Source organism: Collinsella sp. AM28-11LB (genome assembly GCF_003469895.1).
Classification (GTDB): domain Bacteria; phylum Actinomycetota; class Coriobacteriia; order Coriobacteriales; family Coriobacteriaceae; genus Collinsella.
On sequence record NZ_QSKJ01000003.1, the window covers coordinates 145,423 to 169,525 of the forward strand.

Annotated in this window: 21 protein-coding genes; all 21 read left to right on the plus strand. The window is 60.3% G+C overall.

What is annotated here, in order from left to right; all coding sequences use genetic code 11:
• Positions 1–15: 15 nt before the first annotated feature.
• Positions 16–1,164 (plus strand): molecular chaperone DnaJ, encoded by a 1,149-nt coding sequence (dnaJ, locus tag DW732_RS03495; protein WP_117735180.1) that lies wholly within the window; start codon positions 16–18, stop codon positions 1,162–1,164.
• Between the two features lie 9 nt (positions 1,165–1,173).
• Positions 1,174–2,466 (plus strand): MiaB/RimO family radical SAM methylthiotransferase, encoded by a 1,293-nt coding sequence (locus DW732_RS03500; protein ID WP_117794438.1) that lies wholly within the window; start codon positions 1,174–1,176, stop codon positions 2,464–2,466.
• Positions 2,447–3,433, plus strand: coding sequence for a PhoH family protein (locus DW732_RS03505; RefSeq protein WP_118098771.1), 987 nt, complete (start codon positions 2,447–2,449; stop codon positions 3,431–3,433). The genes DW732_RS03500 and DW732_RS03505 overlap by 20 nt, the downstream gene beginning before the upstream one ends.
• Positions 3,430–3,939 carry an rRNA maturation RNase YbeY gene (gene ybeY, locus DW732_RS03510; protein ID WP_118098773.1) on the plus strand — a complete coding sequence of 170 codons (510 nt, stop codon included), beginning with the start codon at positions 3,430–3,432 and terminating at the stop codon, positions 3,937–3,939. The genes DW732_RS03505 and ybeY overlap by 4 nt, the downstream gene beginning before the upstream one ends.
• Before the next feature lie 9 nt (positions 3,940–3,948).
• Entirely contained in the window at positions 3,949–4,326 is a 378-nt protein-coding gene (locus tag DW732_RS03515) for a diacylglycerol kinase family protein (protein ID WP_118098775.1), read from the plus strand.
• Positions 4,327–4,338: 12 nt separating this feature from the next.
• Positions 4,339–5,406 carry a GTPase Era gene (gene era, locus DW732_RS03520; RefSeq protein ID WP_199569731.1) on the plus strand — a complete coding sequence of 356 codons (1,068 nt, stop codon included), beginning with the start codon at positions 4,339–4,341 and terminating at the stop codon, positions 5,404–5,406.
• A gap of 15 nt (positions 5,407–5,421) precedes the next feature.
• Entirely contained in the window at positions 5,422–6,171 is a 750-nt protein-coding gene (gene recO / locus DW732_RS03525; RefSeq protein WP_118098776.1) for a DNA repair protein RecO, read from the plus strand.
• A 138-nt stretch (positions 6,172–6,309) separates the two neighbouring features.
• Positions 6,310–6,588, plus strand: coding sequence for a 30S ribosomal protein S15 (gene rpsO / locus DW732_RS03530; RefSeq protein ID WP_035138510.1), 279 nt, complete (start codon positions 6,310–6,312; stop codon positions 6,586–6,588).
• A 149-nt stretch (positions 6,589–6,737) separates the two neighbouring features.
• Entirely contained in the window at positions 6,738–8,984 is a 2,247-nt protein-coding gene (locus DW732_RS03535) for a polyribonucleotide nucleotidyltransferase (protein WP_117779073.1), read from the plus strand.
• Positions 8,985–9,624: 640 nt separating this feature from the next.
• Complete coding sequence (locus tag DW732_RS03540; RefSeq protein WP_089573381.1) at positions 9,625–11,295, plus strand: ribonuclease J; 1,671 nt, start codon at positions 9,625–9,627, stop codon at positions 11,293–11,295.
• Position 11,296: 1 nt separating this feature from the next.
• Positions 11,297–14,077 (plus strand): DNA translocase FtsK, encoded by a 2,781-nt coding sequence (locus DW732_RS03545; RefSeq protein WP_233539348.1) that lies wholly within the window; start codon positions 11,297–11,299, stop codon positions 14,075–14,077.
• Positions 14,077–15,570 carry a RodZ family helix-turn-helix domain-containing protein gene (locus DW732_RS03550; RefSeq protein ID WP_118098778.1) on the plus strand — a complete coding sequence of 498 codons (1,494 nt, stop codon included), beginning with the start codon at positions 14,077–14,079 and terminating at the stop codon, positions 15,568–15,570. Before DW732_RS03545 ends, DW732_RS03550 begins: the two co-directional genes overlap by 1 nt.
• Before the next feature lie 26 nt (positions 15,571–15,596).
• A complete protein-coding gene (locus DW732_RS03555; RefSeq protein ID WP_118098780.1) occupies positions 15,597–16,094 on the plus strand; it encodes a YajQ family cyclic di-GMP-binding protein in 498 nt (165 codons plus the stop codon).
• 27 nt (positions 16,095–16,121) lie between these two features.
• Positions 16,122–17,471 carry a 30S ribosomal protein S12 methylthiotransferase RimO gene (gene rimO, locus DW732_RS03560; RefSeq protein WP_118098782.1) on the plus strand — a complete coding sequence of 450 codons (1,350 nt, stop codon included), beginning with the start codon at positions 16,122–16,124 and terminating at the stop codon, positions 17,469–17,471.
• A gap of 99 nt (positions 17,472–17,570) precedes the next feature.
• Positions 17,571–18,119 (plus strand): CDP-diacylglycerol--glycerol-3-phosphate 3-phosphatidyltransferase, encoded by a 549-nt coding sequence (gene pgsA, locus DW732_RS03565; RefSeq protein ID WP_233505045.1) that lies wholly within the window; start codon positions 17,571–17,573, stop codon positions 18,117–18,119.
• 12 nt (positions 18,120–18,131) lie between these two features.
• On the plus strand, positions 18,132–18,662 hold the full coding sequence (locus tag DW732_RS03570; protein ID WP_118098784.1) for a CinA family protein: 531 nt from the start codon (positions 18,132–18,134) through the stop codon (positions 18,660–18,662).
• Positions 18,663–18,919: 257 nt separating this feature from the next.
• Positions 18,920–20,083 (plus strand): recombinase RecA, encoded by a 1,164-nt coding sequence (gene recA / locus DW732_RS03575; protein ID WP_304485477.1) that lies wholly within the window; start codon positions 18,920–18,922, stop codon positions 20,081–20,083.
• 11 nt (positions 20,084–20,094) lie between these two features.
• Complete coding sequence (locus tag DW732_RS03580) at positions 20,095–20,766, plus strand: regulatory protein RecX (RefSeq protein ID WP_118098786.1); 672 nt, start codon at positions 20,095–20,097, stop codon at positions 20,764–20,766.
• Positions 20,767–21,044: 278 nt separating this feature from the next.
• Positions 21,045–22,595, plus strand: a complete 1,551-nt coding sequence (gene rny, locus DW732_RS03585; RefSeq protein ID WP_089573375.1) for a ribonuclease Y — start codon at positions 21,045–21,047, stop codon at positions 22,593–22,595.
• Position 22,596: 1 nt separating this feature from the next.
• Positions 22,597–23,682 (plus strand): ATP-binding protein, encoded by a 1,086-nt coding sequence (locus tag DW732_RS03590; protein WP_118098788.1) that lies wholly within the window; start codon positions 22,597–22,599, stop codon positions 23,680–23,682.
• Positions 23,683–23,756: 74 nt separating this feature from the next.
• Complete coding sequence (locus DW732_RS03595) at positions 23,757–24,074, plus strand: stage V sporulation protein S (RefSeq protein ID WP_006235982.1); 318 nt, start codon at positions 23,757–23,759, stop codon at positions 24,072–24,074.
• Positions 24,075–24,103: the final 29 nt, after the last annotated feature.

The following is a 24,103-nucleotide window of genomic DNA, read 5'->3' on the forward strand; positions in this document are numbered from 1 at the left end:
TGGAAGGATTCGGTCGTGTCGGAAAATAGGGATTACTACGAGGTACTTGGCGTTGACAAGGATGCCGACGCGCGGACGATTAAGCGCGCGTTTCTAAAGAAGGCCCGTACCGTACACCCGGACGTTTCGGACGACCCCGATGCTGAGGCCAAGTTCAAGGAGCTCAACGAGGCCTATTCCGTTCTTTCCGATGAGCAGAAGCGTGCTAACTACGACCGTTATGGCACTGTCGACGGCCCTGGTGGTTCGGGCTACGTCGATATCAACGATATCTTTGGTGGCATGGGCATGGACGACTTGTTCTCGTCGTTTTTTGGCGGCGGTGCCGGCGGTGGCGCCCGCAGCCGTCGTGAGCGTCGTCGCGGCCGCGATATGGCCATCTCTCTTTCGGTGACCCTTGAGGAGGCGGCGCTCGGTTGCAAAAAGACGATTAGTTATGACCGCCTTGCTCCCTGTGAGGATTGCAATGGCACCGGTAGGGCCGAGGGTGCACAGGAAAAGCAGTGCGGCCGCTGCCACGGTACGGGCTATGTCACGACGGTCCAGCGTTCGTTCCTGGGCCAGGTTCAGTCCTCCTCGCCTTGCCCCGACTGCCATGGCGAGGGCACGGTTATCGACCATCCCTGCGAGACCTGCGACGGTCAGGGCCGCACGCCTTCGCATGAAAAGATCGACATCGATATTCCCGCCGGCGTTTCGACCGGTCGCCAGCTGCGTGTGAGCGGCTTTGGCGAGGCCGGCCTTCGCGGCGAGCCTTCGGGCGACTTGATTGTCAACGTGCGCGTCGCCGACCACGAGCGCTTTAAGCGCAACGGTGACGACCTGTACCTCGTGAGCGATATTTCGATTGCACAGGCTGCGCTCGGCTGCGAGATCGAGGTCGAGGGCATTATGCCCGACGAGGTCGTTAAGGTGACGGTTCCCGCCGGTGCCCAGTACGGCGACACCGTGAGCGTCAATAATTACGGCATGCCGCGCATTGGCGGTGGCGGTTCGCGTGGCCGCCTGATCGTGCAACTGCGCGTGGTCGTTCCCACCAATCTTTCCAATAAGCAGCGCGAGCTGCTCCGTGCTTTTGCCGATGAGATGGGCGATGACGTCGCTTCCGGTAAGAAGTCGGTGACCGACCGTATCAAGAGTGCCCTCGACGATATCCTCGATTAAGGAGCCCGCGTGCTCGCACCCCATATTTCCGTCGTCAACCTCGGATGTCGTGTCAACCGGGTTGAGTCTGACCGTATCACTGCCGATCTTATGCGCCTGGGCTTTGCCATGGTGGAGCCCCAGGATGCCGATCTGATCGTCATTAACACCTGTGCCGTTACGGGCGAGGCCGAGGCCAAGACCCGTAAGGCCGTCCGTCATGCGCTGGCCCATCCAAACGACCCCTATGTGGTCGTGACCGGATGCGTGGTCAATTTGCATCCCGAGGAACTGCTGGAGCTTTCGGATCGCGTGATCGCCGAGCCGTCCAAGATGGATGTCGCCGAACGTGTCTGCGAGGTGCTGGGCGTTGAGTCCGATAGTGTTCCAGCCTGCAGTGATGGCGAGGTGGTCGATGCACTCGGTCGCTCTCGCCTGGGCGTGAAGATTCAGGACGGCTGCAACCATCGCTGCACCTATTGCATTGTGTGGAAGGCACGCGGCCCCGAGCGCTCCGTGCCCGTCGAGTCCGTGCTCGAGCAAGTTCGCGAGGCCCAGGAGGCCGGCGTGCCCGAGGTGGTGCTGACCGGTGTGAATCTGGGTGCCTACGATGGCAAGAGCGCGACCGATGAACATGTCGAAATCGATGAGCTGCTCGAGGCCATTATGGAGCGCACGTCTATTCCGCATGTGCGCATTTCCTCAGTCGAGCCCATGGATATCTCTGAGCGCCTGCTTAAGGTTATGGCTCGCTATCCGCAGCGTATCGCCCCGTTTTTGCACCTGCCCGTGCAGTCTGGCTGCACGGCGACCCTGCATCGCATGGGCCGTCCCTATAGCGCCGAGGCCTTTGAGGACACGGTGCGTATGATTCGCGCCAACCTGCCGCAGGCGTCTCTTTCGTGCGACGTTATCGTCGGTTTTCCCGGTGAGACGGATGAGGAGTTCGAGGAGTCGCTGGCGCTATGCCGTCGCGTGGGCTTTTCGCGCATGCACGTGTTCCGCTATAGCAAGCGCCCCGGCACCCTCGCCGCTGACATGCCCGACCAGGTACCACCTGAGGTCATGGCCGAGCGCAGCCGCCGCATGCGCGCGGCTGCTCAGGAGCTCGCCATTGCCGACGCTCGTCGTCGCGTGGGAACCGTTGAGCGCGCCGTGCTCGAGTATGGTGACAACCTGACACTCGGCTCGTTCCATCATGCCCGTCTTGACGATACCCGTGGACTTACAGCTCCGTGCCTGCTCGATGTTGCTATCATCGGAGTCGATGATTCCGGCTTGGTCCATGCACGCAGGGAGGTTCATGGAAGCCTCGAAGATTAGACTTACCGTTCCCGAGGGAATTGACCCCTCGCGCGTTTTGGGCGCCGGCGACGGCGTCCTTCGTGCGCTCGAGAGCTTGGTTCGCGCCCACGTGGTCGCCCGTGGCGATAGCATCTCCGTGAGCGGCGACCCGGACGAGGTCGAGCTCGTGGTGCGTTTTTTCGAACATGCTTTTCGCGAGGCGGCGGCCGGCCGTACCCTTTCTGCCGACGATGTCTCGCGTTGCCTAGCCGTCTTGCGCGACGGTGAGCACGAGGCTACGTCGCTTCGCGATGACATGCTGCTTTCGTATCGCGGCCGCGTCATTCGCCCCAAGACGCTCGGGCAAAAGCGCTATGTGGATGCTATCCGCTCGCATACCATCACCTTTGGCTTGGGTCCTGCCGGTACCGGTAAGACCTATCTGGCCATGGCGCTCGCCGTCGCCGCGCTTAAGCGTCACGAGGTGGGTCGCCTAATCTTGACGCGCCCGGTTGTCGAGGCGGGGGAGAACCTGGGCTTTTTGCCCGGCACCCTCGAGGAAAAGATCGACCCGTATATGCGTCCGCTCTACGACGCCCTTTTTGACATGATGGATCGCGAGCGCACCGATGAGCTTATGGAACACGGTGTGATCGAGATTGCCCCGCTCGCCTACATGCGCGGCCGTACGCTGAGCGATGCCTTCGTGGTACTCGACGAGGCACAAAATACCACGCCCGAGCAGATGAAGATGTTCCTGACGCGCTTGGGCTTTAACTCCAAGTTTGTGATTACCGGCGACCTGAGTCAGCGCGACCTGGTGGGTCGCCGTGGCGGCCTTGCCGATGTTGAGCGGATTTTAGGCCGTGTCGACGATGTGGCGTTTGCACACCTGGAGCATGCCGACGTGGTGCGCCATGCCCTGGTGGGTCGTATCGTCGAGGCATACGATGCTTATGATGATGTGCGCGAGCAGCGCTCGCGCGACCGAAAGGAGTCCCGTTGAGTGTATTGATCAGCAACGATGCCGAGCTCGATACGCTGCTCGACTCGCAGGAGGTAGAGCATATCTGCGAGGTTGTGCTTGCCGCCGAGGGCGTTGAGCGTGAAGTCGAGATTTCTCTTTCGTATGTCGATGAGGACGAGATGCACGAGCTCAACCACGAGTGGCGCGGTATCGACCGTACCACCGATGTCCTCTCGTTTGAATGCGACTCGGCCTTTGACGAGGATATTCCCGCTGACGAGACGCTCGAGCTCGGCGATATTATCTTGGCCCCGCAGGTTATTGCCCACCAGGCCCCCGGCTTTGGCAATACCCCCGCCGACGAGTGCCGCCTGATGCTCGTGCATGGCATGCTACACCTGCTGGGGTATGACCATATCGAGGACGATGAGGCCGAGGTCATGGAGGCCCGCGAGGACGCTATCCTGCGCGATCTGGCGCTCGAGCGCGGCGAGAACCCCAAACTCGTTCACGTCGGCCCCATCACCAATCATGCCCACGACTAGGAGCCGTTTATGATTCCTGGATCGAACAAGGACCATCCGTCCTTTTTAAAGTCGTTCTCATACGCCATGGAGGGCTTCGTCACCGCCGTCAAGACCGAGCGCAACATTAAGGTCATGCTCGTGGCAGGCGTGTGCACCGTCATTGCCGGCTGCATCGTGGGGCTCGACATTGCCGAGTGGGCCACGATTATCATCTGCTGTGGCTTGGTGATTCATGGCGAGCTGTGTAACACCGCCATGGAGGCCATCGTCGACCTGGCGACTCAGGAGCTCCATCCGCTGGCCAAGCGTGCGAAGGACATCGCCGCCGCTTCTGTATACGTTCTTTCAATCACCTCAGCGATTGTGGGCTTGCTGGTATTTGCCCACGCGCTCGGCTTTATTTAGAAAGGGATTCCCATGTCCGACAATATGCAGCCTACTGATGAAACTCTGGACGACGAGTCCCTGGGCGCGGTGGACACTGATGGGTTCGAGGAAGTCGAGGAATTCGACCCGTTTGAGGGCATGAGCGACGAGGAGCTCGACGCCCTGTGCGACGAGGATGACGCCCCCATGGGCTTTGGCGACGTTGAGCCCGGGTTCCGCAGCGGCTTTGTGGCCCTGGTCGGCCGCCCCAACGCCGGTAAGTCCACGCTGCTCAACGCCTGCTATGGCAAAAAGGTCGCCATCACCTCACCGGTTGCCCAGACGACCCGCCGCCGTATGCGCGCCGTCGTCAATCGCCCCGGCTACCAGCTGGTCTTTGTCGATACCCCGGGTATCCACAAGCCCAAAGACGGGCTGGGTTCCGAGCTCAACAAGAGCGCGTTGTTCGAGCTGAACGATGTCGATGTCGTCGCGTTTTTGATTGATGCCACCAAGCCGATCGGCAGGGGAGACGCCTGGGTTGCCGAGCGCGTCAGATGCGCCCGTTGCAAGAAGGTCCTGGTGCTTACCAAGGCCGATGAGGCCGACTCCGCACAGGTCATGGAGCAGCTCAAGGCCGCCCACGAGCTGATGGAGTATGACGACGAGATCGTAACGTCGTCGGTCAAGAACTTCAACGTCGATGCCTTCATCGAGACCGTTGCGCACTTTTTGCCCGAAGGCCCGCGTTGGTTTCCCGAGGATATGGGTACCGATGCTTCCGACGAGACGCTCGTTGCCGAGTTCGTGCGCGAGAAGGTCTTGCGCCGCACCCGTGACGAGATCCCGCATTCCGTCGGCGTGATTTGCGATGCGCTCGAGCAGACCAAGAAGGTGCTGCGCGTGCACGCCACGATTTACGTCGAGCGCGAGGGGCAGAAGGGCATCATCATCGGCAAGGGCGGCGAGATGATTAAGCATATCGGCATCGATGCCCGTCGTGACCTTGAGCGTATCTTTGGCACTCAGGTCTTTTTGGAGCTCGACGTGAAGGTCAAGGCCGGCTGGCGCGATGACGAGGCGCAGATCCGCCGCTTTGGCTATAACGCCGAAGATTAAGGACGCGCGGCGCGCATGGCAGGCTCCCGGACATATCGCACGAAGGTGCTCGTTCTCGATAAGACCAAACTCAAAGAGACCGATCTGATTCTGACGATGCTTGACGAGCGGGGTCGGCAGGTGCGCGCCGTGGCAAAGGGCGCCCGTAAACCCGGTGGACGCCTAGCTGCGCGCTGCGAGCTGTTCTGTACCGTTGATATGTTGCTCGCACATGGACGGTCGCTCGACGTGGTTTCCCAGGCCGAGCTTGTGGAGGCGCCGCTCGGCGCCGCGCCCGATTACGAGACGACCTGCGCCGCAAGCGCGATCGCCGAGGTCGCGCGCGTGTGCTCGTTCGAGGACGCCGAGGATCCGTTTACCTTTGCCATCACGCAGCGGGCGCTCACACTTGTCGGCAGCGGGCTCGACGCGGCACATATGGACCTGCTCGTGACGGCATACGTCTTTAAGCTGCTGTCGCACGTTGGCTATCGACCCGATTTTTCGGCCTGCGTGCTGTGCGGAGACCCGATGCTGTCGTATTTTTCGCCCCAGGCGGGCGGCCTCATGTGCGGCTCATGCGCGTCGAGCGTTCCGGGTGCCGAGCTGGTGTCGACCGGTGAGGTCGCGTGGCTGCGCGCCCTCATGTCCATGACCTTCGATGCACTCATGGTCGAGCGAATCGACCCGCATACGGCGGCGTTCTTGCTCGGGCTTTCGCATGTGTGGGCTGCGACGCACACCGATCAGCGCCTCCGTGCGATGGAATTCATGTTGGGTCGGTGATGATGCGCAGGCGCGGGCTGCTTGTGGTAACATACCGACCTGTTGGTACCTCGACCTTGGATGCTCGCTCCACCGGCGGCTTCTCAGTCCGAGGCGAATAGTGTCGCCCGCGGGCGACAAGAAACGAAAGGTGAAACAATGACTGTTTCCAAAGAGCGCAAGGCGGAGCTGACTGCCCAGTTCGGTAACACCCCGGTCGACACCGGCAACCCCAAGGTTCAGGTCGCCATCCTGTCCGAGCGCATCAAGGAGCTGACCGAGCACATGAAGTCCCACCAGAAGGACTTCCACACCCGTCGTGGCCTGCTCATGCTCGTCGGCCGCCGTCGTCGTCTTCTCTCCTACATCAAGAAGAACGACATCGTCGAGTACCGTGAGCTCATCAAGGCTCTGGGCATCCGCGACAACATCCAGTAGGATTTGTACATGCTAAGAGCGTCCTGCGCAGCGGGGCGCTCTTTTTGTGTAAGGGCGTGAACAATCACGCTCTGAAGCGTGGCGGGGGCAGGGGGCCCGCGTCACATGAGAAGCCCGCAGGCAAGGGGCCTGTGGGGTAAAGGAGAACAATGACACTCGTATCCAAGACCTTTGAGCTGTACGGCAAGACCTACACCTTCGAGTCCGGCGAGCTTGCCAAGCAGGCAACCGGCGCCTGCCTGGTCAAGCAGGGCGACACCACGATGCTCGACACCGTGGTCGTCTCCAAGGAGCGCAAGAACTACGACTTCTTCCCGCTGACCGTCGACTTCAACGAGAAGATGTACGCCGCTGGCCGCATCCCGGGTGGCTACCTTAAGCGTGAGGGCCGTCCCAGCGAGAAGGCCACGCTCACCGCGCGCATGATCGACCGCCCGATTCGCCCGAGCTTCCCGGACGGCTTCCGCAACGAGGTGCACATCGTCGCCACCTCGCTCGTCGCCGACCAGGTCAACCCCTTCGACGTCATCAACGTTATGGGTGCCTCTCTGGCCATGACGCTCGGCGGCGTGCCCTTCGAGGGCCCGCTTGCCTGCGTGCGCATCGGTCGTAACGTGGAGACCGGCGAATTTATCGTCAACCCCACCTACGAGGAGCGCGAGAACTCCGATCTGGACCTGGAGCTGGGCGGCTCTGCCGACTTCATCTCGATGGTCGAGGCCGGCGCCGAGGAGATCTCCGAGGACGACATGCTCGCCGCCATGAAGTTTGGCCAGGAGGCCCTTGCCGCCTTCTGCCAGGCTCAAGACGAGTTCGTCGCCGAGTGGGAGCAGGTCAACGGTGCCATCGTCAAGAAGGAGTACCCGCTCGATCAGCCCGTCGAGGAGGTCCAGGAGCGCATCTTCGCCCACTACGACGAGATGGCAGCCGCCCTGCGCGACGCCGACAAGCTCTCCCGTATCGGCAAAGTCGAGGCTCTGAAGGAGTCCATCCGCGCCGAGTTCACCGAGGAGGAGCAGGCCGCTTGGGAGCGCGAGATTCCCGTGGCGCTGAAGAAGCTCGAGAAGAAGGCCATGCGCACCATGGTCGTCGAGACCGGCGAGCGCGTTGACGGACGTGCCGCCGACGAGATCCGTCCCATCATGGTGAAGGACAACTACCTGCCGCTCGTTCACGGCTCCGGCCTGTTCCAGCGCGGTCAGACCCAGGTGCTCTCTGTCTTGTCACTCGGCATGCTTAACGAGGGCCAGCGTCTGGATACCATCGAGCCCACCGAGGGCAAGCGCTACATGCACCACTACAACTTCCCGCCGTTCTGCACCGGTGAGACCGGTCGTATGGGCAGTCCCAAGCGCCGCGAGATCGGTCACGGCAACCTTGCCGAGCGCGCCCTGCTCCCGGTGCTCCCCGACGAAAACGAGTTTCCCTACGCCATCCGCGTGGTCTCTGAGGTCATGGAGTCCAACGGCTCCTCTTCGATGGCTTCGACCTGCGGTTCCACGCTCGCCCTTATGGACGGCGGCGTGCCCATTAAGCGCCCGGTCTCCGGTATCGCCATGGGCCTGATCCAAGAGGAGGGCAAGACCGTGGTCCTGTCGGATATCCAGGGTCTCGAGGACTTCCTGGGCGACATGGACTTTAAGGTCACCGGCACCACCGAGGGCATTACCGCCCTGCAGATGGACAACAAGGCCACCGGCCTTACCTTCGACATCCTGGCCCGCGCCCTGCAGCAGGCCAAGGAGGGTCGTGCGTACATCCTGCAGAAGATGCTCGATGTGATCCCCGAGCCGCGTCATACCACGCGCAGCACCGCTCCGCGCATCGTCTCCATCCAAGTTCCGACCGATAAGATCCGCGACGTCATCGGTTCCGGCGGTAAGGTCATCCGCGGCATCCAGGACGAGACCGGCGCTTCGGTTGACATCCAGGAGGACGGCACCGTCTTTGTCGGCGGCACCGGCGAGTCCGTGGACCAGGCCGTCGAGCGCATCAAGCTCATCATCAAGGTTCCCGAGCCGGGCGAGGAGTACACCGGTCGTGTGGTCTCCATCCAGCCCTTCGGCGCCTTTGTCAACCTGCTGCCCGGTAAGGACGGCCTGCTGCACATTTCCCGCGTTGCCAAGGGCCGCGTCGAGAAGGTTGAGGACGTCCTCAACGTTGGCGACGAGGTCAAGGTCGTCGTCATCGAGGTCGACGATCGCGGCAAGATCTCGCTCGATCGTCTTGACAAGCCCGAGGCCCCGGCTCGCGCCGAGGGTGCCTCCGAGGGCGACGGCGAGCATTTCCAGCGCCGTGAGCGTCCGCGTCGCGAGCGCTCCGAGCGCAGCGACCGTCCGCGCCGTCCCGGCGATAACGGAGGCCGCAAGCCCCGCCGTCACCACGATGCCGAGTAACAGCTACACACAATCAGCTCACCAAGGGCGACTCCGGACAGGGGTCGCCCTTTTGCTTGCGCCCGGGAGGGCCGCATATGAAGTTTCCTGCTCTACAGTCCTGCGCAAGACGGAAAGCACATTAAGTGCTTTCCTTTGCGTGCGGAACTCGCGATAAACTTCATATGCGCCCCTCCCGGTCGCAAGCAAAAGGGCTGGTTAGTGCCGCTCGCTATTCAGTTAGACAGTCTATTTAGTAGTCAGATTTCAGATCTGTAGATAGCCGCAGCAGCATCTTCCCAGATAAAACCGACCAAAACAAACCTGTCCTTTTTTGGTAGGTTTCCCGTGGGGCGGGCACTGATGAAGTTTATCGCGAGTTCCGCACGAACAGGAGGCCACTTAATGTGGCCTCCGTCGTGAGCAGGACTGTAGAGCAGGAAACTTCATCAGTGCCCGCCCCACGGGAAACCGGCGGGATAGACCGGTTTGGATGGGGCTTTGATGCATGGGTGGTCTGTGCTCGTGCAAATGGGTATCATATTTTGGTTATTGCATCGACTCTGTGATGCATGTTTGTACGTTCCCGGCGGTCGGTTTGCCAGAAGCGCCCCGTCGGTTGTTCCAGACCCGTTTCGAAGAAAGGAAACCACACTTACCTATGGCAGCTAAAAAATCATCTCCCTTGAAGATCATTCCGCTCGGCGGCCTTGACGGCATCGGCAAGAACATGACGGTCTTCGAGTGCGGCGACGATATGGTGCTCGTCGACGCCGGCCTCATGTTCCCCGACGACTCCCAGCCCGGTATCGACCTGGTGCTTCCCGACTACACCTATGTCCTGGAGAACGAGGAGAAGCTGCGCGGTATCATCGTCACTCACGGTCACGAGGACCACACCGGTTCGCTTCCGTACCTGCTGCAGGACCTCAACAACAAGGTGCCCATCTTCTCGAGCAAGCTGACGCTCGGCTTCATCGAGGGAAAGCTTTCCGAGTTCCGCATCCGCGCACCCAAGTTCCGCGAGGTCAAGGGCGGTAGCCATGTCAACCTCGGCGGCATCTCGCTCGACTTCTTCTCGATGACACACTCCATCCCCGGCGCTCTGGGCGTGTTCATCCGCACCAATCAGGGCACCGTTATGCACACGGGTGACTTTAAGCTCGACCAGACGCCCATCGACGGCGTTACGCCCGACTATGCCGCTATCAGCCGCTTTGCCAAGCAGGGCATCGACCTGCTGCTTTCCGACTCTACCAATGCCACGGTTCCCGGCTTTACCAAGTCCGAGGCCGAGGTTGGTCCCAACCTGCTGCACGCCATCAAGAATGCGCCGGGTCGCGTGTTCGTCGCGTCGTTCTCGAGCCACATCCATCGTCTGCAGCAGATCTGCGATGCCGCCCGCAAGTGCGGCCGTAAGGTCGTTGTGACCGGTCGCTCCATGCTCACGAACACCCGCGTGGCGCGTGAGCTGGGTTACCTCAACATCGACGACGCTGATATCATCGATGCCTTCGACATTGATAACCTGCCCGACGACAAGATTGTCGTCATGTGCACCGGTTCGCAGGGTGAGCCGCTGTCGGCCCTGTCCCGCATGGCCAATGGCGAGCACAAGACGCTCTCCATCCACGAGGGCGATACCGTTATCCTTTCGGCAACTCCTGTTCCCGGCAACGAGAAGGCCGTCCAGCAGGTCGTCAACAGCCTGGCCAAGCTCGGCTGCGACGTGTGGGATAAGAACCGCGCTCTCGTCCACGTCTCGGGTCACGGCAGCCAGGAGGAGCTCAAGCTCCTGATGGCCATGGCCAAGCCCACGTACTTTATGCCTGTTCACGGTGAGGCCGTGCACCTGCGGGCACACGCCCAGCTGGCCCGCAAGATGGGTCTCAAGGACGACCATATCTTTATCCTCGATAACGGTGACACGCTCGAGATGCGCGGCGGTATCGTCAAGCGCGGTACGCCCGTCGAGTCCGGCGTCGTCTACGTCGACGGCCTGCGTATCGGCGATACCGACCCCATCGTCTTGCGCGATCGCCAGAAGCTCGCCAACGACGGTATGGTTACCGCTGTTGCCATCGTCTCGCTCAAGCACAAGAAGATCGAGGCCATCGAGTTCTCGGGCCGCGGTGTTTCGTTTGCCATCGACGACCAGTTCTCCGAGGATGCCTCCGCGTCCATCATGAAGACGATCGAGAAGGGCAAGTTTAGCTTTACGAGCAGCGGCTCCGATGCCATTCGCAAGGCCGTGCGCGATTCGCTCTCCAACTTTATTTGGAGTCGTACGCGCACCCGTCCGATGATCATCCCGGTCGTCATGGAGGTTTAGTTTGGCGCGCGGATCTGCACAAAACGCCAAAGGCAATAAGGCCAATAACCAACCGGCATCTGCTAAGGGTGCCGGTTCCCATCTGCGTGCCAATAAGGGCCACGAGGCAGACTTCGACGATTTTGAGCCCTTGGTCGAGCCTTCGGCCAATCGCGATATCGCCGGCGTGGTCATTGCCGTTTTGGCGATTGCGTCCTTTATTGCCGTGATTTCGCCGGCGACTGCACCCGTTACAGCTGCGGTTGCCGGTTTCTACCACTTAGGCTTTGGTCTGGGCGCCTACGTGTTGCCGATCGTCATCTTGCTGTTTGCCGCCACGCTCTTTTTAGGCGAGGACTCGCCGCTCAACGTGCGCTCTGTTGCGGGCGGCGCTGTGGTCTTTATCGCCGTCGTCTCCATTCTTTCGCTGATGGTGCCGGGTACGAGCGACTCGTGTGACCTCATGTTTACGCCGCAAAATCTGTCCGCCTCGGGTGGCTACATCGGTGCGTTTATTGCGAGTGCGCTGCAGAATGCCCTGGGTAAGCCTATTGCGATGGTAGTCCTGCTGGGCCTTGTCGTCGTGGGCTTGGTTATCATTGGCTTTTCGGTGGGCGGCGTGCTGCGCTCTGCCCGCGATCGTGCGGCAGATTTTGCCGAACGCCGTCGTGCCGATGTTAACGCGAGCCCGTGGGGTGACGATGAGGCCCTGTCGGTGCCTGGTGTCGCCCGTCCGCATCTGAGCATTCTTCGTCAAAAGGGCTCTGATGCCGCCATGACCACGGTCATGGGCAACGATGCGGACCCGGTTTTGGACGATGACGACGTGGACGAAGATCCGTTTGTCGACGTGTCTGAGGCCGTGGAGGCCGAGCGGGCCAAGACAACGCTGTTGCCGCGCCGTCATGCCAAGAAGGGCAAGGCTGCGCCCAAGCTCAATACGAGTGAGCCCGATCCGTCTTGGTCCGAGAGTGAGATTGAGCTCACCGAGGGCGATAACGAGGACGACGAGGCTCCGATTGAGACCGCAAAGACAACTTTGCTGCCGCGTCGCCATGTAAAGCGCGACCAGGTAACCGGTCAGCTTTCGATGGAAGACGACCCCGATAAGATTGACGAGTCCGAGCCGCCGTTTGCCGTGAATCCTGTCTCGGCCGCACCTCAGATTCCCGACTTCTTGAAGCATCCCAAGGTTGCCGATAGCGCTGCCTCGAGTGCTGTCGAATCGGCTGCGGCTCGTGATGGGGGAGTGGACGACGACGCTGCAGATAACGAGGGCGAAGAAGGGGATGGCCTCAAGCTTCCGCCGCTCGAGATCCTGCATGCCAACCCGCAGTCGGCTTCCGCCACGTCTTCGGACAAGGAGCTTGAACAGACTGCCGAGTCGCTGCAGTCCACGTTGCTTGAGTTTGGCCGCAGTGCCCGCGTGGTCGGCTGGATCGCCGGCCCTACGGTTACGACCTTTAAGCTGCAACCTGGCGAGGGCGAGCGCGTGAGCAAGATTTCGAGCCTCGAGGACGATATCGCGCTTTCGCTCGCTGCCCAGTCGGTGCGTATCTTTGCCCCGATTCCCGGCACCTCGCTCGTGGGCATCGAGATTCCCAACCGTAAGCGACAGAACGTCAACCTGGGCGACGTGCTGCCCTATGTGAAGGGCGGTCCGCTCGAGCTCGCCATCGGCCGCGACGCCGAGGGCACGCCGGTCGTCGCCGACCTCGCCAAGATGCCCCACCTGCTGATTGCCGGTACCACGGGCTCCGGTAAGTCGGTCATGATCAACTCCATCATCACGACCCTGCTCATGCGTGCGCTTCCCGAGGACGTTCGCCTGATCATGGTCGACCCCAAGCGCGTCGAGCTTGCGGGCTATAACGGTCTGCCGCATCTCTATGTGCCCGTGGTGACCGAGCCCAAGCAAGCCGCGAGCGCTCTGCAATGGGCCGTGTCCGAGATGGAGCGTCGCCTGAAGGTCTTCGAGCGTCTCAACGTGCGTAAGATCTCGAACTACAACGAAAAGCAGGCCGCCGGCGAGTTTGAACATTACGACAACCCGCCGCAAAAGATGCCCTACTTGGTCATCATCATCGACGAGCTTTCGGACCTGATGATGGTCGCCGGCAAGGATGTCGAGGCGTCGATCGTTCGTATCGCTCAGCTGGGCCGTGCCGCCGGTATTCATCTTATCGTGGCCACGCAGCGCCCCAGCTCCAACGTGGTGACAGGTCTCATCAAGGCCAACATCACCAACCGCATCGCCTTTAACGTCGCCACGGGCATCGACTCGCGCGTCATCATCGACCAGATGGGTGCCGAAAAGCTCACCGGTTTGGGCGACATGCTGTTCTCCAAGGTCGACTGGGGCAAGCCTCGCCGTATCCAGGGCTGCTTTGTTTCGGACGACGAAATCAACGAGATTGTCGAGTTCGTCAAGTCGCAGAGCGAGCCCGACTACCACGAGGAGATCCTGTCTGCCGTGGCGCCCGCTTCCATGTCCATGGCGGGTGGCGGCGGCATTGTCCGCACCGGAGTCGCCGAGCCGCAAGACGATGATCCGCTCATCTGGGAAGCCGCCCATATTGTGGTGGATTCGCAGCTTGGCTCCACATCTGGCCTGCAGCGTCGTCTGAAGGTTGGCTATGCGCGCGCCGGGCGTATTATGGACATGCTGGAAGAAAAGGGTGTCGTCGGCCCGCCCGACGGTTCTAAGCCGCGCGAGGTCCTGTTGGACGAGGAGGGGCTTGCCGCACTGGAATCTGTCGACGCCGAGATGGCACGTGAAGATCGTGAGTTTGGAGGATTCTGATGGCTGCACGCTTTGGTGACATGCTGCTCGAGCAGCGTCGCCGAATGGGCCTTTCCATTCAGCAAGTCGCCAACACCATCAAAATCAGGCCGCAGATCATCGAGTTTTTCGAGACCGGTAACTTTGCTTCGATGCCGCCGCGCGGCTATGCGCAGGGCATGATTTCGAGCTATGCTCGCTTTTTGGGCCTCAATCCGCGCGAGGTCGTCAATGCCTACTTTGACGACCTGATGGCATACGAACGCGAGACGTCGCAGCAGGGCGGTCGTTTTCAGGACGCCGCCGGCTACGTCAATTCGCGTTCCTCGGTTGATAACGGGCGCTTTCTGATGGTTCAGGGCGGTCGTTCGACTCGCTATGGACAGCGTCCTCAGCAGGCCGGTTATATTACCGAGACGGGTTCGGGCGAGGAGATTCGCTCACAGCGTGACCGGTTCCGCAGTGCGCCGATGCCCGAGGACCGTGCACTCCCCGCTGCCCGCGGCGTGGCGCGCGACCCTCGTGCCGGCTACGGCGACGGCGGCTATTCCGATCGCGGTTACCGTGGTGTCTCCACCGGACGCTCTCGCGTTGGCTATGCGGATGCCGATACCACGCAGGTGACGCCGCGCCTTCGCTCTCAGTCTCAGCCGTGTGGCCAGCGCCCTTCGGCTCCGCGTTCGGGCCAGCGTGGCTATCAAGGCCGCGGTGAACTTGCGCCCCGCTCGGGTCAGCGCGGCCTTCAGGGCCAGGGTGGCTATCGTGGTCGTTCCGATAGCAATCGTGGTCGTATGCCTCAGGGAGGCGGCCGCAGCAGTTCCAGTCGTGGACGCGGCGGATCTCGTACTCCTCAAAACAACGGGCTCGATCCGCGTATCGTCTACGCTGGCATCGGTGCCGTGACGCTGCTGCTGATCGTGCTCATCGTGGTACTTCTGCGCGGCTGCGCATCTTCGACGCCCGAGACCACGCCCGAGACGCCCACTGCTACCAAGACGACGACCAAGAAGTCTTCTAAGAAGACCGAAACGGTCGACGAGGACGAAGACACCGATGAGGCGACGGATGAGTCGACCGATTCGGACGCCACCAAGACGACGGCTAAAAAGGAAGAGAACGAGGTAACGAAGGTCAAGGTCTCCGTTGCCAAGGGAAAGACCGCGTGGATTGAGGTCAAGGTCGATGGAAAGTCGGTCTATGGCGCCCAGGCGACTGGCCCCTTTGAGCAGGAGTACACGCCCGAGTCCTCGATCGAGATCACCACGTCCAAGCCTTCCGATGTCACCGTTACCAAGAACGGCGAAAAGGTCCGTTACGATACCAAGACTTCGGGCGTGGCGCGTGTGACGATCACCGTTCCCAAGAAGGAGACGACTGATTCCGAGAATGGTGAAAGTTCTGATGGTGCCGACACCACCGACGGCATCGATGCCCAGTCCACGGATGGCGCCGATACCGCAACTGACGGTCAGACGCCCACCGATTCTACCGACTATTCGTACGATAGCTACTAAGCCGCTCGTACGCGAAAGGAAACATTATGGCTAAAGATTCCAGCTTCGACGTCGTGTCCGAGGTCAACATGCAAGAGGTCGACAACGCCTTCCAGCAGACCACGCGCGAGATTTCCCAGCGCTATGACCTGAAGGATTCTGGCGCCACGATCGAGCTTTCGAAGGGCGACAAGCTCTTTACGATCAACGCCCCGGCCGACTTTGTCTCCAAGCAGATTATCGACGTGCTGAGCTCCAAGCTCATCAAGCGCGGCATCGACCTCAAGGCTGTCTCGTGGGATGCTCCGCAGGCGGCATCGGGCGGCACCGTGCGCGTGCTCGGCCATATCGTCGAGGGTATCGACCAGGTGACCGCCAAGAAGATCAACAAGGACATCAAGGACCAAAAGCTCAAGGTCAAGGTGACCATCGAGGCCGACAAGCTGCGTGTTTCCTCTGCTTCGAAGGACGCGTTGCAGACCGTGATTCAGTTCCTGCGCGACCAGGACTACGGCCAGCCGCTGCAGTTCACCAACTACCGCTAATATCATTCGAAAGGACCGCTCTCCAACATGGATACACCGTTGGGCTCCGTGCTCTACATCACCCTCGGGTGCGCTAAGAACGAGGTTGACACCGACCGCATGCGTTCTCTTTTGACCGCCGCAGGCTACGAGGAGGCATTCGACCCGCAGGAAGCCGATATCGCCATTGTCAATACATGCTCGTTCCTCGCCTCCGCAACGTCTGAGAGCATCGAGACCACGCTCGAGCTCGCCAACGAGGTGCAGGACGGCGTTCGCTCCTGTTCCATCGTCATGTGCGGTTGCGTGCCGTCGCGCTATGGCGACGACCTGCCTGACGAGCTGCCCGAGGTCGCTGCCTTTGTGAAGGCTGACGAGGAGGACGGCATCGTGGCGGTCATCGATGGCGTGCTGGGTGTCGAGCGTGAGACCGCCGCCTATATTCCGCAGGTCAAGCGCACTGTCGAGGGCGCTGTCGCCTACGTCAAGATTTCCGATGGCTGCAACCGTTTCTGTAGCTTCTGCATGATCCCATATATCCGCGGTCGTTATCACTCGCGCAATGCCGAGAGCATTATTTCCGAGGTGCGCGACTTGGTTGCCGGCGGTGTGCGAGAGATCGTGCTGATCGGTCAGGACACGGGCATCTGGGGCACCGACTTTGCCGACGAGGACGTCGTCGAGGGTTCGCCGCGCAATCTGGCGCAGCTGCTGCGCGCAGTCGCCGAGGCCGTGCGCCCGCAGAACGTCTGGGTCCGTGTGCTCTACCTGCAGCCCGAGGGCATGACCGATGAGCTCATTGAGACCATTCGCGATACGCCCGAGGTGTTGCCCTATATTGATATCCCCGTGCAGCACTGCGATGCTCGCATACTCAAGGCCATGCGTCGCTCCGGTTCGCGCCAGGAGCTCGAGGACCTGTTCCGCGATCTGCGTGAGCGCATCCCCGGCATCGTGATCCGTTCCACGGCCATGGTCGGCTTCCCGACTGAGACTGACGACGAGTTCCGCGACCTTATCGACTTTATGGACACCGTCGGCTTTGACTACACGAGCGTCTTTGCCTACTCGCGTGAGGAGGGCAGCCTGGCCGCCAAGATGGAGGGTCAGCTCGACGAAGAGGTCAAGCTCGAGCGCGCCCAGGAGGCCATGGACCTGGCCGAGTCGCTCGGTTTTGCCGCCACCGCCGCACATGTGGGCGAGCGCGCCCAGGTGATCGTCGACGGTATCGAAGAGACCGAGGACGGTGCCGAGCTGATTGGCCATGCTTGGTTCCAGGCGCCCGATTCCGATGGCGCGGTGCATCTGGATGCCAGCGAGGCATCTGTGGGCGATATTCTGACCGTCGAGTTTACCGATAGCTTCTGCTATGAGCTTATCGGTCATGTTGTGGAGTAGGAGCGCGTTGTGGCTAACGAGAGCAATAAGGAACTGACGAGTGTCTGGACGCCCGCCAATATCGTGACGTGCGTGCGCATCGTCTTTATCCCGGTGTTCATGATCGTGTCGGCGCTGTCTCACACGAGCGTTGCCGGTACGGATTGGAGCACCTTCGACGGCCCGCTCGCCGCCGCCGCCTTTATTCTGTACGTCATCCTGTCGTGCACCGATAAGGTTGATGGCTACTTGGCTCGTTCGCGCAACGAGATTACCGACTTCGGTAAGTTCTTGGATCCCATCGCCGATAAGCTGCTCGTGTTCTCGGCCCTGCTGCTGTTCTTGGACTTTGGTGCCGTAACCGTGTGGTCGGTGTTCATCATCCTGTTCCGCGAGCTGCTGGTGAGCGCCCTGCGCATGGTCGCGAGTGCGGCCGGTGTGGTCGTTGCCGCCGATAAGCTCGGCAAGTACAAGACGGCGACCACGATGGTCTCCATCTGCGGTTACCTGTGCGTCTTTGCGATGGCCGGCTTGCACCTTGGCCCGGTGGCGCTGACGCTCGGCATCTACTCTTTATCGCGCTTCCTGTACGCCGTTGCCGTTGTCCTGACCGTTATCTCGGGTGCCCAGTACTTCTGGAACTGCCGCAAGATCGTCTTTTCGGTCTAGGTCCTGGTGGGTATGACGGACTCTTTTGAGCAGATTTCCGCTCATAACGAGGAGCTGGCGCGCGATATTGTCGAGCGCGCGAGCGCTCGGGGCGTGACGGTTTCGACGGCTGAGTCGCTGACGGCAGGTATGATCTCCTCGACGATCGCCGATATCCCGGGTGCCTCGGCGGTGCTGCGTGGCGGTGCGGTGACCTACTGCGATGAGATCAAGCATCGCGTTCTGGATGTTGAGCAGGAGACGCTCGACCGCTATACCGCGGTGTCGCATCAGACCGCGCGCGAGATGGCGGCTGGTTCGCTGGAGCTGTACCAGAGCGATATTGCAGTGAGCGCAACGGGTTATGCCGGCCCCGGCGGCGGCACTGAGGACGATCCGGCTGGCACTTTCTATATTGGCTGGACGTATCGCGCGGCTGATGGGGAAGTGCCGTTCGTGGACTCTGTGCGCTGCCACCATGAGGGCGACCGTTCGTGTGTTCGTGCCCATGCGGTCGCGGAGGCATTGGGACGCATTGCCCTTGTGCTTAACTCTATGGAATAGACGTGTTTTAAGGGGCCTTCGGGCCCCTTAATTGTGGAGATAGGGACCTTAGGCTCATTTGGCGTTTGTGCTGGTCATAGGCGTATTTTCTCCTTCCTTGTTTTTATTTGGCCCTATGTGGTCAAGCATTTGGCCAGTGTTTGGTCGGCGTTTGGTTGGGTTTTGGAAAGACTGTCTGCATATGATTGGTCTGAACGGTTGACCACGAACAGCCGTTCGTTTATTATCGATGCAGGTTGTTAAGAGGAGGGCTATTCATGGCCAAGAATTCAGGTCCCGTACGTACCGTCCATGCACCCACGACGGGTAAAGAGCGCGAAGAGATGATCGCCACCACCAAGGCCGAGATCGAGAAGAAGTTCGGTCAAGGTTCCATCATGAGGTATGGTGACGGCGGCCCCGAGCTCGAGGTCGAGGCCATTCCCACGGGCGCTCTGGCACTTGACGCCGCTCTGGGTATCGGCGGTGTGCCGCGCGGTCGTATCGTCGAGATCTACGGTCCCGAGTCCTCCGGTAAGACGACGCTTTCGCTCGAGATCCTGGCCGAGGCCCAGGCAATGGGTGGCGTTGTGGCATTTATCGATGCCGAGCACGCGCTCGATCCCACGTATGCCGCGCGCATTGGCGTGGATATCGACGAGGTGCTCATTTCCCAGCCCGATACGGGTGAGCAGGCGCTCGAGATTGTTGACATGCTCGTGCGTTCCGGCGCCATCGATGCCATCGTCGTCGACTCTGTCGCCGCGCTGACTCCGCGTGCCGAGATCGAGGGAGAGATCGGCGATACCACGGTCGGCTTGCAAGCTCGCCTGATGAGCCAGGCGCTCCGAAAGCTCGCCGGCTCGCTGTCCAAGTCCAACACGACGTGCATCTTCATTAACCAGCTGCGTGAGAAGATCGGCGTCATGTTCGGCAACCCCGAGACCACGACGGGCGGCCGCGCCCTTAAGTTCTTCTCCTCGGTGCGTATCGACATTCGCCGCATCGACAGCATTAAGCTTAAGGACGAGGTTATCGGTAACCGCGTGCGCGCCAAGGTCGTTAAGAACAAGGTGGCAGCTCCGTTCCGTTCTGCTGAGTTCGACATCATGTACGGCACAGGCATCTCTAAGGAGGGCTCGATCTTGGACATGGCTGTCGAGTGCGGCATTTGCAAGAAGATGGGCTCCTGGTTTGCCTATGGCGAGGACAAGCTCGGCAACGGTCGCGAGGCCGCCAAGGCGTTCCTGCGCGAACACCCCGATTGCGCCGACGAGATTGAGCATAAGGTTCGCCTTGCCTGCGGGCTTGAGTTTGATGACGATGCTCCGTCCGAGGTCGAGCTGACCGATCAGCCGGCTGCGGATCAGCCTTCCGGCGAGGAGTTCGACGAGCTTTACGCCATCGATGGGTCCGCCATGCTCGATGATGACGACGAGTAGCGGATGCGCTCATGTCGTATACGGTGACCGAGGCCACGGTCGTCTTTCCCGATAAGAAGGCGGCCACCTCGTTCTCGAGCGGATATGCGTCCAAAAAGCCTTGCGCACATATCGATTGTGAGCTTGAGGGCGGTTTTAAGCGGTCCATTTGGATTCCCGTGCGGGTCGCGCGCCTGTATGTCAAAAACCGCCCCGATTTTCCCTGTGATTGGGATAACTTTCGTGAGGCGGTTCAGCTCATCGAGCGTAAATGTGCTCTCACCATGGTGACCGAGATGTTGTCGCGACGCGACCATACGACGGGTGAGGTCCGTGACAAGTTGGCTTGCTACGGCTTTCGCCATCCCGCGATCGATTTCGCCGTCGAGCGCGCCACCGAGTATCGCTTTTTAGACGAGAACCGCTTTTGCTCGTACTTTATCGAGGAACGCAAGCGGCGCGGTTGGGGACAGCGCAAAATCGAGACCGAGCTCAAGCGCCGTCATGTTGTGCTCGATGACATTCCCGGTTATCCCGAGGATTATTTTGCCGTCGAAGACGATTTGGCGCGTGCGTCAGCCCTGCTCGCCAAGCGGCGTGTTCCAGAGACGCGCGGATTCGAAAAACTGGTTCGGTTTTTGATGGGCAAGGGCTTCTCGTATCACATCGCCGCCGATGCCGTTAAGGCGCGCCTCGATGCTTAATGCGAGGAATGTGCGCTTTAGACGTATGCGTTTTATAGCCCTGCCGTTCACCTCGTTTTAGCCGCCGTACTGGGGCCATATATTTGACAGTTGTTGTGGTTCAACGTACGATAAACACTGTCATTTGCTTTGTGATATGTGCTCATCTGTGATGAGTTTGTTTATATGTTTATCTGTATCCGACCCGCATAAGCTGCGCCCATATTACTCAAATGTCGCGAGCCGTTCGTAAGGACGGTTCGCTTTGTTGTGTAACGAATCCATACAAAGGAGTGAGCATGCCTATCATCGCAGCGCTCGTTGGCATCGTTTTGGGTGCCATCGCCGCCATTGCCTACATGCGCACCGCCAAGCAGGGTAGTCTTCACGAGGCCGACGAAAAGATCCAGTCGGCACATGCACAGGCTGAATCCTTGATCGGTGATGCAAAGCGTCAGGCCGAGACCCTCAAAAAAGAGGCTCTGCTTGAGGCCAAGGAAGAGATCATCAAGAACAAGCAAGCTGCCGAGGCCGAGGACAAGCAGCGTAAGAACGAGATTCGTACGCTCGAGAACCGCGTGATGCAGCGCGAGGAATCCCTCGACCGCCGCAACGACGCTCTCGACAAGCGCGAGCATCAGCTGTCCAGCCAGGCCGGTCAGGTCGAGAAACGCTCCCGTGAGCTCGAGGAGCTCTGCGCAAAGCAGACCTCCGAGCTCGAGCGAATCGCCGACCTTACCCGCGAGGACGCCCACAAGGAGCTTCTCGATAAGGTTCGCGGCGAGGTCACCCACGAGGCCGCCACGATCATTCGCGAGTCCGAGCAGCAGGTTCGCGCCGAGTGCCACAAGACTGCCCAGGAGATCTTGTCCCTGGCGATTCAGCGCTGCGCTGCCGACCACACTGCCGAGGTTACCGTTACCTCCGTGCATATTCCCTCTGATGACCTCAAGGGCCGCATCATTGGTCGCGAGGGTCGCAACATCCGGACCTTTGAGCAGGTTTCCGGCGTCAACCTCGTGATCGACGACACGCCCGAGACCGTCGTTCTTTCGAGCTTCGACCCGGTCCGTCGTGAGACCGCCCGTGTCGCCCTCGAGAACCTCATCGCCGACGGCCGCATTCACCCCGCTCGCATCGAGGAGATGTATCACAAGGCTGCCGACCTGGTTCAGCAGCGCGTGCGTGAGGCTGGCGAGCAGGCTGCCTTCGATACCGGCATCCACGACCTACACCCTGAAATCGTCAAGACCCTTGGTGCCCTGCGTTACCGTACCTCGTTTGGTCAGAACGTGCTTCAGCACTCCCTCGAGGTCTCTGATCTGTGCGGCGTGATGGCTTCCGAGCTTGGCCTGGACGTTGTGACCGCTAAGCGCGCCGGCCTGCTGCATGACCTGGGCAAGGCAATCGACCACGACGTCGAGGGCCCGCATGCCGTCATCGGCGCCGAGCTTGCTCGCCGTTATGGCGAGAAGCCCGTTATCGTCCACGCTATCGAGGCTCACCATGCCGATGTCGACCCCAACACGGTGCTCGATGTCCTGGTACAGGCCGCCGATGCCGTCTCTGCCTCTCGCCCCGGTGCCCGTCGCGAGTCTGCCGAGAACTACATCAAGCGTCTTGAGAAGCTCGAGGAGATCGCCAACTCCCATGACGGCGTCGAGCGTACCTATGCCATGCAGGCTGGTCGTGAGGTCCACGTCATGGTTCAGCCGGACAAGATCTCCGATGCCCAGTCCACGGTTCTGGCTCACGATATCGCCCATCAGATCGAGGAAGAGATGGAGTATCCCGGTCAGGTGCGCGTCGTCGTGATTCGCGAGAGCCGCGCTGTCGATATCGCTAAATAACATGAGCGACGCGAACGAGCTCATCTCATTTATCGCGTCGATGTCGGGGGAGGGCAACCTTCGCGTCGAGGAGAACCTTGGCGAGGGGTATGTCCGCCTCCGCGTTTCGGAGGCTGAGCGGCGCCAGGCAAAGCACGACATTCAGCATGTCGAGGATATCGTCATAGAAATGCTCCGCAATGCTCGCGATGCCGGCGCCGACAAGGTCTATCTCGCCACTACCAAGGAAGATGGCGTCCGCACGCTTGTCTTTCTGGATAACGGTTCGGGCGTTCCGCAGGATATGCAAGAGCGAATCTTCGATGCCCGCGTTACCTCCAAGCTCGAGAGCATGAAGATGGACCGTTGGGGCGTTCACGGTCGTGGCATGGCATTGTTTTCGATCAAGCAGAACACCGACGAGGCCCGTGTGGTCACGTCCGGCGTCGATCTTGGTTCAGCCTTCAAGGTGAGCGTTGCTGCCGACCGCCTCAGTGAGCGTGCCGATCAGTCCAGCTGGCCCCAGGCCGTCAAGGATGAGGACGGGCGTTACGTCTGTGCTCGCGGTCCGCATAATATTATTCGCGCTGCTTGTGAGTTTGCGCTCGAGGAGTTGCGTGGTTGCGATGTCTATCTGGGCTCTCCGTCTGAGATTGCCGCGACCCTTTATGCTCAGGCGTCAGGTCGGCTTGATACGTCTCGTCTCTTGTTCATTGATGACGAGAGCGAGCTTCCGGTTATCGATCGTTTAGGCCTTGCTTCTGATGCCGAGGACTTTATCCGTATCTGTGCGGGTTTGGGTCTTGAGATGTCCGAGCGCACGGCTCATCGCATTTTGGCAGGGCAGATTAAGCCCGTTCGCGGTGTGACCGCGCGTCTGCTGCGCGAGCGTGATTCGTCCTCGCATGCGCCGGCTCCTGTCGATCTCGCAAAGGATCGTCGCGGGCTACGTATTGCCAAGGATGATATGGCACAGTTTTCGCGTGCTGTGGAGCGCGACTTTAATGGCCTTGCCGCCCGGTACTATCTCAACCTTTGCGGCGATCCAAAGATTCGCGTTTCGCGTGATCGAATCACTGTGACCTTCGATCTTGCCAAAGAGGAATAGTGCCTTTACCGAGTCCACTCGGTACGATACAGTTATTGCAGTTAAAACGTACTTTTAAACGCAGGAGTTTCTTCATGGATTGCCTGAAGGTATCAAGCAAATCATCGCCCGCGTCCGTTGCCGGCGCCATCGCCGGCATGGTCAAGGATGGTGTACCCGTCAACATTCAGTGTGTCGGCGCCGGTGCGGTCAACCAGGCCATTAAGGCAGTGGCTATCGCGCGCGGTTTTTTGATCCCAACCGGTTTTGATATTTCCTGCGCGCCCGTGTTCTCCGACATCCTCATTAACGGTGAGTCGCGCACGGCCATCCGCCTTTCTATCTACGTTCACCAGATCAATCGAGCTGCTATGGATAACGTCGTCATGGATGATGTTAAGCCTGTGGCATAGCTTCTGATTGCCTTGTTTAGCTTCCCATC